Origin of the sequence: Streptomyces sp. V4I2 (assembly GCF_030817655.1) — a bacterium.
Taxonomy (GTDB): Bacteria; Actinomycetota; Actinomycetes; order Streptomycetales; family Streptomycetaceae; genus Streptomyces; species Streptomyces plumbiresistens.
The window spans coordinates 2,452,474-2,470,110 of the sequence record NZ_JAUSZM010000003.1; the positions used below are offsets into that span (position 1 = coordinate 2,452,474).

General features: G+C 72.1%; 11 protein-coding genes and 3 pseudogenes. 2 read left to right on the forward strand and 12 right to left on the reverse strand.

What is annotated here, in order from left to right; translation table 11 throughout:
• Positions 1-68: 68 nt before the first annotated feature.
• Together QFZ76_RS12170 and QFZ76_RS12175 are read right to left on the reverse strand one after the other, a co-directional pair.
• A complete protein-coding gene (locus QFZ76_RS12170; RefSeq protein WP_307673733.1) occupies positions 69-1,037 on the reverse strand; it encodes a hypothetical protein in 969 nt (322 codons plus the stop codon).
• Positions 1,034-4,450: a DNA polymerase III subunit alpha gene (locus QFZ76_RS12175; protein WP_307673734.1), complete on the reverse strand. Its 3,417-nt coding sequence runs from the start codon at positions 4,448-4,450 to the stop codon at positions 1,034-1,036. Before QFZ76_RS12175 ends, QFZ76_RS12170 begins: the two co-directional genes overlap by 4 nt.
• Positions 4,451-4,603: 153 nt before the next feature.
• On the opposite strand from QFZ76_RS12175, the gene QFZ76_RS12180 reads away from it, so the two are divergent.
• Positions 4,604-5,659 carry a DUF3533 domain-containing protein gene (locus QFZ76_RS12180; RefSeq protein ID WP_307673735.1) on the forward strand — a complete coding sequence of 352 codons (1,056 nt, stop codon included), beginning with the start codon at positions 4,604-4,606 and terminating at the stop codon, positions 5,657-5,659.
• Positions 5,660-5,853: 194 nt separating this feature from the next.
• On the opposite strand, the gene QFZ76_RS12185 is transcribed toward QFZ76_RS12180, so the two are convergent.
• The 9 genes and pseudogenes from QFZ76_RS12185 to QFZ76_RS12225 form a co-directional block, all read right to left on the reverse strand.
• Complete coding sequence (locus tag QFZ76_RS12185) at positions 5,854-6,936, reverse strand: S1 family peptidase (RefSeq protein ID WP_307673736.1); 1,083 nt, start codon at positions 6,934-6,936, stop codon at positions 5,854-5,856.
• A gap of 231 nt (positions 6,937-7,167) precedes the next feature.
• Positions 7,168-8,037: a slipin family protein gene (locus QFZ76_RS12190; protein WP_307679989.1), complete on the reverse strand. Its 870-nt coding sequence runs from the start codon at positions 8,035-8,037 to the stop codon at positions 7,168-7,170.
• A 150-nt stretch (positions 8,038-8,187) separates the two neighbouring features.
• Positions 8,188-9,093, reverse strand: a complete 906-nt coding sequence (locus tag QFZ76_RS12195) for a S1 family peptidase (RefSeq protein ID WP_307673737.1) — start codon at positions 9,091-9,093, stop codon at positions 8,188-8,190.
• Between the two features lie 210 nt (positions 9,094-9,303).
• On the reverse strand, positions 9,304-10,086 hold the full coding sequence (locus tag QFZ76_RS12200; protein WP_307673738.1) for a DUF1684 domain-containing protein: 783 nt from the start codon (positions 10,084-10,086) through the stop codon (positions 9,304-9,306).
• 4 nt (positions 10,087-10,090) lie between these two features.
• Positions 10,091-11,386, reverse strand: coding sequence for an NtaA/DmoA family FMN-dependent monooxygenase (locus QFZ76_RS12205; protein WP_307673739.1), 1,296 nt, complete (start codon positions 11,384-11,386; stop codon positions 10,091-10,093).
• Positions 11,383-12,462: an LLM class flavin-dependent oxidoreductase gene (locus tag QFZ76_RS12210; RefSeq protein WP_307673740.1), complete on the reverse strand. Its 1,080-nt coding sequence runs from the start codon at positions 12,460-12,462 to the stop codon at positions 11,383-11,385. Before QFZ76_RS12210 ends, QFZ76_RS12205 begins: the two co-directional genes overlap by 4 nt.
• A 26-nt stretch (positions 12,463-12,488) precedes the next feature.
• Positions 12,489-13,069 (reverse strand): annotated as a pseudogene (locus tag QFZ76_RS12215) (amino acid ABC transporter ATP-binding protein).
• Between the two features lie 32 nt (positions 13,070-13,101).
• Positions 13,102-14,859: an FAD/NAD(P)-binding domain-containing protein gene (locus QFZ76_RS12220; RefSeq protein ID WP_307673741.1), complete on the reverse strand. Its 1,758-nt coding sequence runs from the start codon at positions 14,857-14,859 to the stop codon at positions 13,102-13,104.
• 170 nt (positions 14,860-15,029) lie between these two features.
• Positions 15,030-15,452 (reverse strand): annotated as a pseudogene (locus QFZ76_RS12225) (ABC transporter permease subunit); the annotation flags it as partial.
• Positions 15,453-15,738: 286 nt separating this feature from the next.
• Here QFZ76_RS12225 and QFZ76_RS12230 point away from each other — a divergent pair.
• Positions 15,739-16,254 (forward strand): annotated as a pseudogene (locus QFZ76_RS12230) (hypothetical protein); the annotation flags it as partial.
• 17 nt (positions 16,255-16,271) lie between these two features.
• On the opposite strand, the gene QFZ76_RS12235 reads toward QFZ76_RS12230, so the two are convergent.
• On the reverse strand, positions 16,272-17,462 hold the full coding sequence (locus tag QFZ76_RS12235; protein ID WP_307673742.1) for a DUF5685 family protein: 1,191 nt from the start codon (positions 17,460-17,462) through the stop codon (positions 16,272-16,274).
• Between the last annotated feature and the right edge of the window lie 175 nt (positions 17,463-17,637).

A 17,637-nucleotide genomic window follows, 5' to 3' on the forward strand; every position in this document is an offset into this window, starting at 1 on the left:
CGCCCGCCGGCTCACCTGCGCTCATGGGCCGCCGTCGTTTCCCTGCCGGCCGATCCGCCGGCCAGGCGCTACGCGGCCAGCGTCCCCGGCATCACCGCCCGTGGACCGAACTTCGCTCGCGCGCGGTCCGCGACCTCCTCGATGCGGCGGAGTTTCTCGTCCACGGGGTCGAAGGCGAGCTGGTAGGAGGCCTGTTCGGCGGGGCCGAGGGCCTCGGCGCGCAGGGTGACCGAGCGGACCCGGGCACGCTGGAGGCCGAGGGCCTCGTACAGGCCGTAGGCCGCCTTCGTCAGCGCGGCCGAGTGTGCGGTCGGTTCCTTGAGGGTGCGGGTGCGGTTCGTCGAGGAGCGGTCGGCGTAGCGCACGGTGAGGGTCAGGGTGCCGCAGACCTTGTCGAGGGCGCGCAGCCGGGCGCCCAGTTCCTCGGCGGCCGAGAGCAGGGCGCGGCGGTGCCGGTCGGCGTCCAACTCGTCGCGGTGGAAGGGGCGTTCGGCGGCCAGTGAACGGGACACGGCGTTCGGCACGACCCGGCCGCGGTCGATGCCGTTCGCCTTCTCGCGCAGCTCGCGGCCGGCCTTCGCGCCGACCAGCCGCTGGAGGGTGGACAGGGGTGCGGCGGCGACCAGGCCGAGGGTGTCGAGGCCGTACTCGCCCAGGGTGCGGGCGGTCGCGGCGCCGACGCCGGGGAGCGCGGCGACGGGCTGGTCGGCGAGGAACGCGGCGACGGCGTCCTCGGGCACCGCGCAGGTCACCCCCGGCTCGGCGTCGCGCAGCGCGAGGCGGGCCAGCATCGGGCCGGGCCCGGCGCCGATCACGCAGTCGACGCCGTGCAGGGCGAGCGACCGGACCCGGATCACCGACGCCAGCTCCACGGCGCTGCGCCCGAAGTACCGTTCGGCGCCGCGCAGATCGGCCAGCGCCCCGTCCGGCGGCAGCGCCTCGACGACGGGCGTGAACTCCTCGAGCAACCCGAGCAGCCCCGGCAGGGCCGCCTCGTGCATCGGCGGCAGCTGGAAACGTACGCAGAGGATGGTCATCCCGCACTCCCCGGACTCTGATGCCACAACTTCCGTACTTTCGCGGGCTCTTCGCCCGCAGGGCGCAGATCGGCCCACGGATGCAGTTCGTATCCGGTGGGCATCTGGATTCGCCTGCCCCCTGTCGAATCCCCGCCTCCTTCCGGCACGGGCTCCGCCAGCCGTGCCGCCACCACGTCGAGCCCGCCCTCGGCGCGCAGTTCGACCAGTTCGGCGAGGTTCCAGGCGGCGGCGCCCACCACGCTGAGGCTGCGCGGGCCGCGGCGCTGCACCACCCCGCGCACCAGCAGCAGCCAGGAGTGGAAGACGGTGTGCGCGCAGGCGTCGTGGGAGTCGTCGAAGAAGGCGAGGTCGACCAGGCCGGTGCCGTCGTCCAGGGTGGAGAAGATGACCCGCTTGCCGGACCGGATCGGCGGCGTCTGGGTGGCCGCCTTGGCGCCCGCGACCAGCACCGTCTCCCCGTGCCGCGCCTCCCGCAGCCGCCGCGCCGACACCACGCCCAGCTCGTCGAGGAACGCCCGGTGGTCGTCCATCAGATTGCGCGAGGCGTCCATGGACAGCACACCCAGCTCGGCGCTCAGCTTCTCCGCCGAGGAGAGGTCGGGCAGCCCGGCCGGGGCGGTCTTCCGGCCGCCCGCCAGCGGGAGTTGGCCCCCGCCGCTGCCACTGCCCCGGGCTCCCCGGTGCAGCTCGGTCAAGTGCAGTTGCAGATCGCGGCGGTTGGCACCGAAGGCATCCAACGCACCCACCTGCGCGAGTCGCTGGGCGAGCGGACGGCTCGGGCGGGCCCGTTCCCAGAAGTCGAGCAGCGAGGCGTACGGCTGCCCGTCCGCGACCCGCGCCGCCTCGGCCTCGCTGATGCCGTGGACGTCGGAGAGGGCCAACCGCAGCCCCCACACCTTCGATTCAGACACCAGTTCGATACGGTGGGCGACCGCCGACCTGTTCACGTCCAACGGCAGGATCGGCACCCCGCGCCGCCGCGCGTCCGCCAGCAGCAGCCGCTTCGGATACATCCCGGGGTCGTGCGTGAGCAGCCCGGCGTAAAAGGCGGCCGGGTGGTGCGCCTTCAGCCACGCCGACTGGTACGTCGGTACGGCAAAGGCGACCGCGTGCGCCTTGCAGAAGCCGTACGACCCGAAGGCCTCGACGATCTCCCAGGTCCGCTGAATCGTTTCTGCGTCGTAACCCTCGGCCGCCGCGTGCTGCGCGAACCAGGTCCTGATCCGCCCCTGCGACTCCGGGTCGGACAGCCCGCGCCGCACCTGGTCCGCCACCCCGCGCCCGCAGCCGGTCATGATGGCGACGATGTCGATGATCTGCTCGTGGAAGACGACGACTCCGTACGTCTCCTTCAGCGGCCCTTCCAGATCCCGGTGCGGGTAACGCACCGGCGCCCGCCCGTGCCGCGCCTCGATGAACGGCCGCACCATGTCGGCGGCGACCGGACCGGGCCTGAAGAGCGAGATGTCGACAACGAGGTCGTGGAAGGTGGCCGGCTGGAGCCGCCCCACCAGGTCCCGCTGGCCCGGCGACTCGATCTGGAAGCAGCCCAGGGTCTCGGTGGAGCGGATGAGTTGGTACGTGGCCGGGTCGCCGTCCGGCACCGCGTCCAGGTCGATCCGCTCCCCCGTCGCCCGCTCCACCTCCGCGACCGCGTGCGCCATCGCCGACTGCATCCGCACGCCCAGCACGTCGAGCTTGAGCAGGCCGAGGTCCTCGACGTCGTCCTTGTCGAACTGCGCCATGGGCAGCCCTTCGCCGCTGGTCGGCATGACCGGCGTACGGGAGAGCAGGGAGGCGTCGGAGAGCAGGACCCCGCAGGGGTGCATGGCGACTCCGCGCGGGAGGGCGTCGAGGGACTCGACCAGCTCCCAGAGGCGTCCGTACCGCTCCTTCTCCCCCGCCAGTTGCCGCAGTTCGGGCAGCTCCTCCAGGGCCGCGCGGGCGTCGCGGGCGCGGATGTGCGGGAAGGACTTGGCGATGCGGTCGATGTCGGCCGGGTCCATGGACAGGGCGGCGCCCACGTCACGGATCGCATGCCGCACCCGGTAGGTCTCCGGCATCGCGACCGTCGCGACCCGCTCGGCGCCGAACCGGCCGATGATCGCGCGGTAGACCTCCAGGCGGCGCGCGGACTCCACGTCGATGTCGATGTCCGGCAGGGCGATCCGTTCCTTGGACAGGAAGCGCTCCATCAGCAGCCCGTGCGCGACCGGGTCGGCGTGCGCGATGCCGAGGAGGTGGTTGACGAGGGATCCGGCGCCGGAGCCGCGGGCGGCGACCCGGATGCCCATGTGCCGTACGTCGTCCACCACTTGAGTGACCGTCAGGAAGTAGGAGGCGAAGCCGTGGTGGGCGATGATGTCCAGTTCCCGGTGCATCCGCTCCCAGTACGGGCGCTTCCCGGCGTAACCGCGCAGCACCATCCCCGCCGCCGCCCGGGAGGCCAGCGCCCGCTGCGCGGTGCGGCGGCCCGCGCCGACCAGGTGCGGTTCGGGGAAGTGGACGGTACCGATGCCGAGGTCGTCCTCGGGGTCGACCAGGCACTCGGCGGCCGTCGCCCGGGTCTGTTCCAGCAGGCGGTGGGCGGTGTCACGGCGAAAGCCGGCGGCCTCGACGACCCGCTCGGCGGCCTGGACCATGGCGCCCTCGTCCTTGAGCCAGGCCTCGCCGGAGTCCAGTTCCTTGGTCGCGTCGACGGGCACCAGGCGGCGGGCGGCGTCCAGGACGTCGGCGACCGGGCCGAGCCCGGGATCGGCGTACCGGACGGCGTTGCTGAGCACGGGGCGGATCCGCTGTTCGGCGGCGAAGCCGACGGTGCGGGCGGCGAGGCGCAAGGAGCCGGGTCCCGTACCTTTGCGGCCGTGCCAGACGGCTTCGAGGCGCAGGGCGTCGCCGTAGACCTCCCGCCAGGGGGCGAGCAGCTTGGCGGCGCGGTCGGGGCGTCCCGCGGCGAGGGCGCGGCCGACGTCGGAGGCGGGGCCGAGCAGGACGGTCAGGCCGTCCGCCATGTTGTCGGCCCAGGGCAGCAGGGGCGTGCCCTCCCCCGCGTGCGAGGCCGTGACGAGCCGGCACAGGTCGGCCCAGCCGCGGGCGCCGTCCCGGGCGAGGAAGGTGACGCGGGGTGTCGACTCGTCGATGAAGGCACCTCCGCGCACGGGGGTGCGGCGCCGCTCCTGCCGTCCGCGCCCGGGCACCTCCACCGCGAGGTCCACGCCGAACAGCGGGCGGACCCCTTCCTTCGCGCACGCTTTGGCGAAGCGGACCGTGCCGGCGAGGGTGTCGCGATCAGTGAGGGCGAGGGCGTCCATGCCCCGTTCGGAGGCGCGCTCGGCCAGCCGCTCCGGGTGCGAGGCCCCGTATCGCAGGGAGAAACCGGAGACGGTGTGCAGATGCGTGAAACCCGGCACACGCACCTCCCGCACTCGTGAGCCCGACGGGCTCTCGAACATCTGTTCCCAACCACCTCACCCCCACCATAGACCAATTTTCGAATGCGTGTGCGACATCCGTTCGGGCCTGTCCCACCTGCGCAAACGCCCCACGAACCGGACCGTGGGGGCATGACGCAGCCCACCGGTGCCGACCCTTCGCGTACGTCCTTCCTCGGCGAGGTGGGGGACGCCGTCACCCCGCGGGCGACGGCGCTCGTGCTCGGCGCGGTCGCGCTCCAGCTGCTGTTCATCGCCTCCTATGTGGGGGCGCTGCACGACCCGAAACCCAAGGACGTGCCCTTCGGAGTCGTCGCGCCGCAGGCCGCGGCCCGGCAGGCGGTGACCCGGCTGGAGCAGCTGCCCGGCTCGCCGCTGGACCCGCGCGCGGTGACCGACGAGGCGACGGCCCGCGAGCAGATCATGAACCGGGACATCGACGGCGCACTCGTCGTCGACCCGGCCGGCACCACCGACACCCTCCTGGTCGCCTCCGGCGGCGGCACGGTCCTCGCCACCGCCCTGGAGACGCTCACCACCACCCTGGAGCAGGCCGAGCGGCGGTCGGTCAGAACGGTCGACGTGGCGCCGGCCTCCGCCCGGGACTTCGACGGGCTGTCGTCCTTCTATCTGGTCGTCGGCTGGTGCGTCGGCGGCTATCTGTGCGCCTCGATCCTGGCGATCAGCACCGGCGCCCGGCCCGCCGACCCGCGCCGCGCGGTGATCAGGCTGGTCACGATGGCGCTGGTCTCGGTCGTCGGCGGGCTGGGCGGCGCGATCATCGTCGGGCCGGTCCTGGACGCCCTGCCCGGCAGCGTGGCGGCCCTCTGGGGCCTCGGCGCCCTGATCACCTTCGCGGTCGGCGCCGCCACGCTCGCCCTCCAGGGCGTCTTCGGCATCGTCGGCATCGGCCTCGCGATCCTGCTCGTGGTGATCGCGGGCAACCCGAGCGCGGGCGGCGCCTTCCCACTGCCGATGCTGCCGCCGTTCTGGAACGCCATCGGCCCGGCGCTGCCGCCGGGCGCCGGCACCTGGGCGGCACGCTCGATCGCGTACTTCGAGGGCAACGACACGACCGCCTCGCTGCTGGTGCTGTCGGCGTGGGCGCTCGCGGGGATCGTCATCACGCTGCTGGCGGCGGGGCTGCGCGCAAAGCGACAGCCGAGGCAGACCGCGCAGAGGGCGTAGGCGACGCAGGCCGCCGGCCGGGCGGGCGGCTCGCGAAAGTCTCACGGACGACGCAGGCGAAGCCGCGGACGTCGCAACGGCCGTCGACGGGACACCGGCTCGCCCCACCCGTGGCGGCGGCTCGGTCCCCTACGACGCGAAAGTCCCGCCCCTCGCGCGCGGGGCGGGACTTCACGAAGCCGGACTGTCGTGCGTCAGCCGATCTGCGTACCGGTCGCGGACAGCGCCTCCGTCACCGGCTGGAAGAAGGTCTCCCCGCCCGAGGTGCAGTCGCCGCTGCCGCCGGAGGTGAGGCCGATCGCGCTGCTGCCCGAGAAGAGCGAGCCGCCGCTGTCGCCGGGTTCGGCGCAGACGTCGGTCTGGATCAGGCCGTTGACGATGTCGCCGCTGCCGTAGTTCACGGTGGCGTCCAGGCCGGTGACGGTGCCGTCGTGCACCTGGGTGGTCGAGCCGCTGCGGGTCACCTGCATGCCGACGGTGGCCTCGGCCGCGCCGGTGATCTGCTGGGCGGAGCCGTCGTACAGGTCCACCTCGCTCGGGTGGTCCACGTCGGCGGTGTACTTGACGAGGCCGTAGTCGTTGTCCGGGAAGCTGGAGACCTCGTTGGTGCCGATCTCGGTGCCGCTGGAGTCCGACCAGGTGGAGATGGACTCGGTGCAGTGCCCGGCGGTGAGGAAGTACGGCTCGCCGCCCTTGACCACGTTGAAGCCGAGCGAGCAGCGCCCGCCGCCTCCGGTGATGGCGTCGCCGCCCGCGATGAAGGGCTTGAACTCCCCCTTGGTGGTCTTGAGTTCGGCCGTGGCGCCGAGTTCGTCGACGACCTTGGTCAGCTTGGCCAGCTCGGCCTTGGAGACCGTGCGGTCGGCGGTGACCACGACCTTGTTGGTCGTCGGGTCGGTCGCCCAGGAGGTGCCGGGGATGGCCGCGTCCTGGGTGAGGGTGCTGCGGGCGCTCTTCAGCTCGGCGAGGGAGTTCTCGACGATTCTCGCCTGGGCCCCGGCCTCCTCGACGGTCTTGGCCGCGGCCTCGTCGAGCACGTTGACCACGAGGCTCTTGGTCTTCGCGTCGTAGAACGTGCCCGCGGCGTCGGAGCCGAGGTCCTGGCCGAGCGTCGAGGCGAGCTTTCCGGCCGACAGGGCCGAAAGGACCTGGAGCTCAGGGGTGTTCGCCGGCTCGCTGGCGTTCGCAGTCTGGAAGGTGACTCCCGCGGCGACCAGTGCGGCGATGCCCGCACCTGCCACGGCGGCCCGCCGCCTGGGTATGCGTCGGTGCTTCAACTCGCGTCCTCCTGTGGGGGGTCGGTCCGGAGGTTGTGGGGATCTCGCGGACCGGAAGGCTGGTTGACAAGCGCCTACTCTTCCGAACCCCACAGGGGGCGCACAAGGTCGACTTCCGGACGCGCGTAGAACGCGATTGCGCGCCCCCTCCGGTTTTGACTGTCCACGGTCACCCCAGGCCCTTCGCGCTGCAAACACCACGTGCGAGTAACCTTCATCAACCTGTGAGGTCTAGTCCTGTCTTGAAATCGACCCCTGCACATCGGAGTTCGGCCGGGGCTCGACGGACGGACGTTGCTCCTGCACCGGTTGCTGCGCCACGGGCGGCGCCTGCTGCACCGGCTGTTGCGCCCTCTCCAGGAACCGCAGCAGCTCCACCGGGAACGGCAGCACCAGCGTCGAGTTCTTCTCGGCGGCGACCGCCACCACTGTCTGCAGCAGCCGCAGTTGCAGCGCGGCGGGCTGCTCCGACATCTCCTTGGCGGCCTCGGCCAGCTTCTTCGACGCCTGGAGTTCGGCATCGGCGTTGATGACCCGGGCCCGCCGCTCCCGGTCGGCCTCGGCCTGGCGGGCCATGGACCGCTTCATGGTCTCGGGCAGCGACACGTCCTTGATCTCGACCCGGTCGATGGTCACGCCCCACTCCACGGCCGGGCTGTCGATCATCAACTCCAGCCCCTGGTTCAGCTTTTCGCGGTTGGAGAGCAGATCGTCCAGCTCGCTCTTGCCGATGATGGACCGCAGTGAGGTCTGCGCCATCTGCGCGACCGCGAACCGGTAGTCCTCCACCCGGACGACCGCCTCGGCCGGCGCGGTCACCTTGAAGTAGACGACGGCGTCGACCCGCACGGTGACGTTGTCCCGGGTGATGCCCTCCTGACCGGGCACCGGCATCGTCACGATCTGCATATTGACCTTCCGGAGCTTGTCGATGCCCGGAACGACCATGGTGAAGCCCGGTCCGCGCACCTCCGACCGGAGCTTCCCGAGCCGGAAGACCACACCCCGTTCGTACTGTTTGACGACCCGCGCCGCAGCCATCACGTACACCGCTCCGGCAGACGCGAGCGTCACTCCCGCCGCCACCAGCTCCTCGACCATCACGGCCCCCAGGGTCCGATGTGACCGCCTGTATGTCGACGGTAACGCCGGTGCCGGACAAGGGCGAGCCCCCGCACGAGAGTTGCGTGCGGGGGCTCGTCTGCTGCTGGCTGCAGGCAGGCCGTACAGGTGCCGGAGTTCGGCCGGGGCCTAGTAGACGCTGACGCCGTAGGCGCTGAGCGCCTCGGTGACAGGCTGGAAGAACGTCGTTCCGCCGGAGGTGCAGTTGCCGCTGCCTCCGGAGGTGAGACCGTAGGCGGTGCCGTTGCTGCCGTACAGCGAGCCGCCGGAGTCGCCGGGCTCGGCGCAGACGTTGGTCTGGATCAGACCCGAGACGATGTCGCCGCCGCCGTAGTTGACGGTCGCGTTGAGGGCGGTGACACGGCCGCTGTGCGTACCGGTGGTGGAGCCGTCGCGGATGACGGTGGTGCCCACGGCGGGCGTGGCCGCGCGGGTGATGTCCACACCGTTGGCGGTGCCGGGCCTGCTGACGGACCCGGAGTACCGCACGATGCCGTAGTCGTTGCCCGGGAAGCTGGAGCCCGTGGTCGAGCCGATGACCGTGGTGCGGGCGGAGTTGGAGTACCAGCTGCCCGCGCCGTCGGTGCAGTGACCGGCGGTCAGGAAGTACTGGACGCCGCTGCTGTTCTGGACGTTGAAGCCGAGGGAGCAGCGCCAGCTACTCGCATAGATGGCGTCGCCGCCCTGGATCAGCTTGTTGAACTTGCCGGGGGTCCGCTTGATCGTGAGCGCGTCGGCGGTGGTGCCCGCCTGCTCCTTGATCTTCGCGATCTCGGCCTGGGAGACCGTGCTGTCGACGGTGACGACGACACGGTTGGTCTTGCTGTCGACCGCCCAGGCGGTGCCTGGGATGTCGGCCTTGAGCACCGAACTGCCGGCGCTCTTGAGGGCGGTGGCGCTGAACGTGGTGGGGGCGTCGGACGCGTTCGCGCTGGGGATCGCGACGGCTGCGGCGGCGGCGAGTCCGGCGGTCACGGCGATCAGCCGGGTCCGTCTCGTAATGCCACTGCGGGGGGTGGTGCGCTTGATCCTCACTTTTCGTTCCTCCACATGGGAAGTCGGGGGCCCTCGTGGGGTCGGGCCCGTGAGGCGCAGCCAGGGTGCGGGGTGCCCGGATTCCGAACACGCCGTGCTCCTGACAAGCGCTGAGGGGGAGTATTCGGCCGAACGACCGGTCGCCGCAAGGGCGCCTTTCGGCCGTCAAGCTTTGAACGATCTCTGCGGTCTACGCGAGATGACTGCTTCTCAGAGCAGGTGCCGCTCCCCCGCCTCGACCGCGAGCTCCAGCGTGTTCCCCGGTGGCGGGAAGGGGCAGATGAAATGGTCGGCGAACGCGCACGGCGGCAGCAGCGCCCGGTTGAGGTCGACCGTCGTACGCCCGTCGGCGTCGGGCGCGGCGGGCCGCAGGAACCGGAAGCGGTAACTGCCGTTCCCGCTCGTGGCATCGCCGAAAACCGCCCACAGCGAACCGTCGCCCTGGACCGTCACCTGAAGCGTCAGCTCCCGCCCGTCCAGACGGAAAGCCAGTTCCCCGCCGAGGCCGAGACCGCGCGCGCGTCCATCCGCGTTCTCGACCCGTACGGTGCGGTCCTCGCCGTACTGCGTGAAGCGCCCCGGCACCGACCAGCGCGGATCGTACGGCGTGGCCTCGATCCCCCGGAACGCCCGGCGGGCGGCGGAGGCGGGGTCGAAGTCGCGCACACCCCACACGCCTTCACGCACCAGCACGACCAGCCGCCGCTCGCCGTACGCCACCCGGGCGACGCCGGCCGGACCCCGGTCGGCGGTGAGCCGCACCGCACCGGCGAAGGGCTGCCCGTCCACGGTGAGGCCGTCCCCGTCGGCGGCCGTGAGGACGACCGCGTCGCCCTCGACGGTCCATGACCCGGCGATGTCCGGAAGTCGCCCGCCCGGACAGTCCTCCAGCCAGTAGGTCCCGGTCAGCGCGAGCGGTCCGTAGGGCGCCGCCACCGTCTCGGTGCGGTGCTCGTGCCACTGCTTCCACGCCTCGGACGCGTCCGTCGTCATGTGCTCAACCCTTCCCTGCCGGGCCGGAAAGCCCGAGGTGAGAGCGCAGGGTGGCGCCCTCGTATTCCGTACGGAAGGCGCCGCGCTCCTGCAGCAGCGGCACCACCCGGTCCACGAACTCGTCGAGCCCGCCCGGCGTGAGGTGCGGGACGAGGACGAAGCCGTCGGCCGCGTCCCGCCGTACGCACGCGTCGAGTTCGGCCGCGACCGCCTCCGGAGTGCCGATGAGGGACGGCCGGCCGCATCCCGCCTCGATCACGGTCTGCCGGATGGACAGCCCCTTCTCCTTCGACAGCGCCCGCCACTTCTCGGCCACCGCCACCGAGTCACCGTGCCTCGGCCGCCCCTGCGCGATCGCCGGCTCCGGCACCGGGTCGATCTCGGGCAGCGGCCCGTCCGGGTCGTACGACGACAGGTCGACTCGCCAGAGCCGCTCCAGCGTGCGCAGGGCGTGCTGCGGGGAGACCTGCTGCCGCCGGATCCCGGCCGCCCGCTCCCGCGCCTCGGCGGCGGTGTCGCCGAGGACGACGGTGACGGCGGGCATGATCTTCAGGTCGCCGGGGGTACGGCCGTACTTCTCCAGGCGCTTCTTGACGTCGGCGTAGAAGGCACGCCCGTCCTCCAGGGTCCCGTGCCGCGTGAACATCACGTCGGCCGTGGCGGCGGCGGACTCCCGCCCCTCCTCCGAGTCCCCCTCCTGGAGGACGACCGGGTGCCCCTGCGGCGGGCGCGGGACGGTGAACTCGCCCGCGATGTCGAAGTGGCGCCCCCGGTGAGCGAAGGGCCGGGAGACTCCGTCCGGGGTCCAGGAGTCCCACAACTCCCTGGCGACGGTGACGAACTCGGCAGCGCGTGAGAAGCGTTCGGAGCGGTCCGGATGTCCCCCGCGCCGGACGTTCTCTCCGGTGAAGGCGTCGGAGGAGGTCACCACGTTCCAGGCGGCCCGCCCGCCGCTGAGATGGTCCAGGGTGGCGAGTCTGCGGGCGAGTTCGTACGGCTCGTTGAAGGTGGCGTCGACGGTCGCGGCGAGTCCCAGCCGGTCGGTCACGGCGGCGAGGGCGCCCAGCACAGTGAGCGACTCGGGGCGTCCGACCACGTCCACGTCGTCGATCCGGCCCTCGTGTTCACGCGGCCGCGGCCCGTCCGCGAGGAGGAGGAAGTCGAACAGGCCGCGTTCGGCGGTGCGGGCGAGATGCTCGAAGGAGGCGAACTCGATCCCGGGCCGGGAGGCGTTGTCGACGCCGGGAACATGCGCGGCGAGGTGGATCCGCTTCCGTCTGAGGCGTTGCCGTACGGTCATGACGTTCCCCCTGCCACGGCGTACTGGTTGGCGGGCCGGGCGAGCCCCAGGTGCTCCCTGAGCGTGCTGCCCGGGTAGAACGTGCGGAACAGTCCCCGGTGTTGCAGCAGCGCCACCGTGCCGTTGACGAGCCGCTCCAGGTCGCGGCGGGGCTCGGCGGGCGTGAGGTGGAAGCCGTCGGTGACGCCGTCCGTGTACCAGGCGGCGATCAGCTCGGCGAGGTCGACGGGACCGCCCCGGTACAGCGGGCCCCGGGCGGTGGGCCGCGGGCCGCCCCCGCCGTGGCCGGGCTCGGCCGCGTACTCGCCGCCGCCGAGGTCGACGACGAGACTCGCGAGGACCCGCAGGTCGTCCGGGGTCCGTCCGAACGCCGAGGCGGCCTCCCGGAGTTCGTTCCGTGCGGCGGCGAGCTGCGCCGGGCTCACGGCCCGGACGAGCGCCACGTCGGCGTACCGGGCGGCGGTCCCCCGGGCGTGCTTATCGGTGGCCTCGACCACGCGCACCGGGTGGCCCTGCGGGGGTCTCGGCACAGTGGAGGGACCCTTGACCGAGAAGGTGGAGCCGGTGAAATCGACGTGGTGCAGCGTGCCCCGGCCGGTGAAACGGCCGGTCGCCGCGTCCCGTATCCCGGCGTCGTCCTCTCGGCTGTCCCACAGCCTGGCCGCCACCTCGGCGACTTCACCGGCCTCCTGCCACAGCGCGTCGGGCGGGGCCGCGTTCCGCCGGCCGAAGAGACGGGCCTCGCCCTCGGTGGCCGACACGTCGATCCGCCAGCCGGCCCGGCCGCGGCTGACCCAGTCGAGGGTCGCGACGGCCGCCTGGACGTGGAAGGGCTCGGTGTGCGTGGTCGTCACGGTGGGCACCAGGCCGACCCTGCCGGTCGCGGGCGCCACCCGGGACAGGACGGAGAGCGCGTCGGGGCCCGGGCGGGCGAAGGTGTCGTCCAGGGTCACGAAGTCGAGGCCGCCGCGTTCGGCCAGTCGCGCCAGCCCGACGTAGGAGTCGGCGTCGTACACCCTCTGCTGGTCGACGGCGGCGGCCAGGTGCAGCAGGCGCCGGCCGTGCGATGAGGTCATGGGAAAGAAACCTTTCTTGGCAGGCCTCAGAGGACCTTGGAGAGGAAGGCTCGGGTCCGCTCGTGGCGCGGATCGTCCAGCACGTCACCGGGTGCGCCCTGCTCGACGATCCGCCCGTCGTCCATGAACACCACGGTGCCGTCGCGGGCGAACCCGATCTCGTGGGTGACGACGATCATCGTGGTGCCCTGATGGGCCACCCTCCCCCAGTGCCTGAACGGCCTGGGGGCACCCCCAGCTGCTGTCCACCGGAAAGGTGCCGGGGATAGGCGTCGGCCTTCTCGGCGAGCCCCACCCGGTCGAGCAGGCGGCGCGCGGTCTCGACGGCGTCCTTGCGGGGCCGCTTCAGCGCGGACACCGGCGCCTCGATGATGTTGTCCAGCACGGTGAGGTGCGGGAAGAGGTTGAAGTTCTGGAAGACGAACCCGATCCGGGTGCGCTGCCTCGGCACCTCTCGCTCGCGCAGCTCGTACAGCCGGTCGCCGGAGCGCCGGTAGCCGAGGATCACGGTGACCTCGCCCGCGCGCACGGCGAGGTCGATGCCCTTGAGCACGTCCAGCGAGCCGAAACTCTTGTGGACGGACCTGATGTCGACCATGACGGTCATCGCGGATTCCTCACGGTAGAAGCTGGGGTGTCTCACGCGGCCGCACGCCCGTAGAGCGCGCTCAGGAACGTCAGCGCGGCCCGGGCCGTCGCGTCGTTCTGCCGGAACGCGGGCCCGCCGGTGCGCGGCCGGGTGAAGGCACCGGGGGCGCGGGCGTCGGTGTGCGGCCCGAGGGCGAAGCGCCGGGGATGCGGACGGCCGTCCCGGTCGAGGATCCGCCCGTCGGCCGGGTCCACCCGGAGCAGCCCGTCCGGCGTCTCGGCCACCCCGTCGGCGTGCAGCTCACGCAGCAGCGGGTCGCGGGCCCGCGCGACCGTCGGCCCGGGCAGCCGCGCCTCGACCAGCGCCCGGGCCTCGACGACGGAGTCCGGCACGGTGGCGCTCGACGCCCGGAACACCCCGCCCTCGGCGCTGACGGTCATGCCGGCACCGAGGAACCTCACCACGCCCGCGCGGGACAGGGCGAGCAGCTGTCGCAGCCGGGGCCCGGGCGGCCCGGAGGCCAGATAGCTGAAGAACCCGTGCCACCAGGGCCCGATGTCCCCGAGCCGGACCAGCTGGCCGTAGACGGAGAGCAGCCCGAGGAAGACCGCCAGGTCAGGGCTGCGGGACGGATCGTGACGGCGGCTCAGGTCACCCTCGACATACCCGCGCAACCCCTCCTGGAGCTCCTCGTACGACCCGTACCGCACCCCCTCCAGCGGATGGTCGAGCGCCGCGAGGTCGAGCCGGTCGGCGGGATCGGGCACGGCGGACGCGACCAGGGCCGCCCGCCCGGCCGGGTCGTCGACGGCCGCGTACTTCTCCTCGAAGACGCTCCAGGCCGCGGTGGTCCGCTCGGGGTGGACCGTGAAGAGCCGGTGGTAGTGCGCGAAGCCCAGCTCCTTCTCCACCAGCGGCCACACGTCCCGCCGGAAGTCGAAGCCCCCGGGCCGGGCGAGCAGCCCCTCCACCTCGGCGGGCCCGAAGAACCTGGGCAGCGGCGGCCGTTCACCGGTCCAGTCGTACCCGATCTTCGAGTGGTACGGCACTCCGCGCCGCGACCCGACGTACAGGACCGGCTCCTGCCCCGAAGGCACGTACGTGTCCCCGGCGTACCGCCCGCCCCGGCCCTCGGTGAGCAGTGCCATCAGGTCGACGAAGGCGAGCCCGAAGCCGCGGACGAGGACGGGTTCGCCGGGCGCGAGCGGGGACAGGTCGCTGTCGGCGGTGAAGTCCGGCGGAAGGTGGACGAGGCCGTGCTCGCGGGCGTACGCCGCCAACGCACGTTGCTCGTCGTCGAGTTCGGCGTCCAGGTGGCCGAGGGCGAGCACCACGAGGTCGGCGAGGAGCGGGCGCGCGCGGCCCTCCAGCCACACCTGCTGGCGCCCCTGTGACGGCCCGCCGACCCGCAGGGCACGGCGTGGATGGTGGTGGACGACGACACCCGGCGGCAGTGCGGCCACCGCCCGCTCGTGCACCCAGCTCAGATAGGCGCCCTGGAGCCGCCGGTCCGCGAAGGTACGGCCGTCGATGCCGGCCCACTCGTGCAGGGTGGGGCCCTCCCGCACGGGCCCGGCCATGTCGACCGTGTCGTCGGTGAACATGGTGACGTCCTCGGCGTGCGAGTTCATCCACAGCAGCGGCGACTGGGCCGGGCGCCAGATGCGTCCGGCGCCCGGCGGATGCGGGTCGACCAGATGGATGTCGAGGCCCGAACCGGCGTACAGCTCGGGCGCGTTGGCGGCGATCCGCTCGATCAGACCGGTCCCCCGCGGCCCGGCCCCGACGATCACGAGCGAGGGCCTCATCGGGTGGCCCCCACGCCTGGACGTAGATTCGGCACCTTGCTGGTGACCTGGTAGGTGCGGTGTTGGCATCCCCTGGTCGCGAAAGACCAGACTCCCCCGCGCGGCGGCGTGCCGAGCAAGGATGGTTGACGCTTCGCAGGCTGCCCAACGGCGAGGCCTCCGCGTCCCGCAACACCGAGGATCTGCGGGTACAGCGCCCCGATGTTGAACCACAGCAGCTGCACCAGGATCGGGATCGACCGGAACAGCCAGACGTACCCCCAACCGGCGGTTCTCAGCACGGGGTTGGCCGACAGCCGGAACGCGGCGAGCAGCGTGCCCAGCGCGAAGCCGAGCACCATGACGACCGCGGTGAGCCACAGGGTGAGCCACAGGCCGCGCAGCACGGCGTCCGTGGTGAAGTAGTCGGCGACGACGTCCCACTGGAACGCCTGGTCGCGCAGGACGGAGTTGACGGCGAGCGCCGGCAGCACCAGGACGGCGACGGCGGCCGTCCACTGGCCCGACCGGCGTTGCGGGACGATCCGCAGGGAGTCCGCGTGCTCCGGGATGTCCGGTGCGGCGGGGAATGTGGCGAGGGTGTCGGAGGACATGCGAAGGCTCCGTGGCAGCGAGTCGGTCGAACTCGGGCGTGCCTTCACACGGTTGCGGCCGAGCCCCTCAGCAGGGCCGCCCCTCGAGAGTACGGGTGCGTTTCCCCTCGCTGTCAAGGCTGTCCGGACTGTGAGCTGTACGTCTCAAGTCGGTTGACGCTCCACCGGATGCCTGTTCCACTTGGCCCATGCATCCACAGCAGTGGCTGGTCAAGCGCTCCCACATCGACTTCGGTCGCGTGTGGTCCTCTTCCTGTTGAGCTGACCCACTGCGCGCCCTGATCCGCTGATCACCGATCCGGCCGGGCGCTCTCGCGTTCTCCCCTTCGCGTTCTCACGCGTTCGCCTTCACACGCGCGCCTTCCCCTCACCCAGCGCTTCCCGCTCCCAGGAGACCGCTTCACGATGCGCACGCCCACGCATCGACGATCACTACGTCGTCTCGGCCGTCAGGAAGGACGAGGCAGCCGCCGAGCTCCTGCCGTCCGGTGCGTCGAGCCTCACCCTCGACTTCGCGAACGCCGTCGCCAAGGTCCTCGGCATCGGGCTCAGGACCGAGTAGGCGAGCTTCGAGGCGATCCTGCTGGCCCTCGACAGCGGCAAGTACGACCTCGGCGTCGGCAACAGCAGGGCGCCATCTGGTCCTCGCTCCAGCAGGGCCGCAGCGACGTCGTGATGTCCACGATCAACGGCCTGCGGTACGCGGTTCCACATCACGGACGGGACGTACGACAGGATCAAGAAGTGGGGGACGACAGGCTCGGCGCTCACGAAGTCGGAGATCTCACCGTCGGAACTCAAGGACCGACCGGAAGCGGCTCAGCAACTGCATCCGCAGTCGCAGCCGTCGCAGCCGCAGCCGTCGTCACCGCAGCAGTTCCCGCAGCACTCACAGCAGCTGCAGCAGTCACCGCAGCCACTGCAGTCGGTGTTGGAGCACAGTCCTTCCCGGCGCTCCCGGCTCCACGGATCGTCGAACCCTCCGCAGCACATCTGGCAGGTACAGGCGAGCCCCATCCACACCGCGCACCCGGCGAGCAGCCCGCGCCGGTCGCGGCGGGGCGGCTCCGGCGGCAGCGGGGCCCACGGACCGCCGGGCGGGGCGTACGGTCCGCCCGGCATCGCTCCCGTCGGCGCGGGCCCGTGCGCGCAGGAGGCGGTGCCGAAGGCCCGGTCCACGGAGGTGCGCAGCTCGTGCACGAGCAGCCGGTGCGCGAGCTTCGGGTCGGCGAGGTCGGCGTCCCGCAGCGCGAGCCGTATCCCGTGCACGGCGTCGTCGGCGAGCCGCCGGGCCTCGGTGAGGGGCGTCCCGGTGGCGGTGAGCGGGTTCCAGGCACCCGACGCGGCGTCAGTCTCCCTGTCCTCCACGGCGTCCAGGAGATGCGCGAGCCGTCCGAAGAGGCGCCCGGCCTCGGCGAGCGGTTCGGCGTTGCCCGGCCGGCCGGCGAGGACCGCGGTGTGGGCGAAGGCGGCGGCGGTCGCGGTCTCGGTGGGTTCGGTCACCGTGAGCAAGGGGGTTCCGAGCCCGGCGAGCGCCTCGATGCCGACCTGCCGGTCCACGGCGTCGACGAGCAGGGCGGTGTCGAACCCGACGTCCGAGCCGGTCCGCTCCCCGGCCCGGCCCCAGCTCGCGGCGACCCGGCGAGCGGCGAGCGCCACCGGCTTGCGGGCCAGCAGCCCGTCCTTGTCGGCGACATGGTCGCGCACCTTGGCCGAGGCGAGCACCAGCGAGACGGCGGCCGCGAGCCGTGCCCCCTCACCGTGCGCGACGGACGCACTACGCATTCCGCGCAGCGGACACGGTCCCGCCGTGCGCCGCCCGCCACCGCCCTTCTCGGCCTGAGCCTCCGTCAGAACGGAAATCAGCAAGCCGTCGTAGTTCGTGACGACCCTCGCGAACTGTCCGTGGTCCTTGCGCAGCGCGAGACACAACCCGCACAAATGCGCCATCCACTGGGTTTTGAGACTCTCCGAGAGCCTGTGACGGCACGGCCTGACGATTCCGAACACGACGATCCCCCGTGGTGCGTACGACGTTGAACTGCGGTGAGCTGCGGCATCGTACCGATCGCCGCGTTCACCCGTACGCACCGCCCATCACCCATACGCCGTGAAGAATCATATTTCACTCACAGTCAGCAGCTGTTTGCGGAACGACCCTTGGGACACACGGACTCTCGACGGA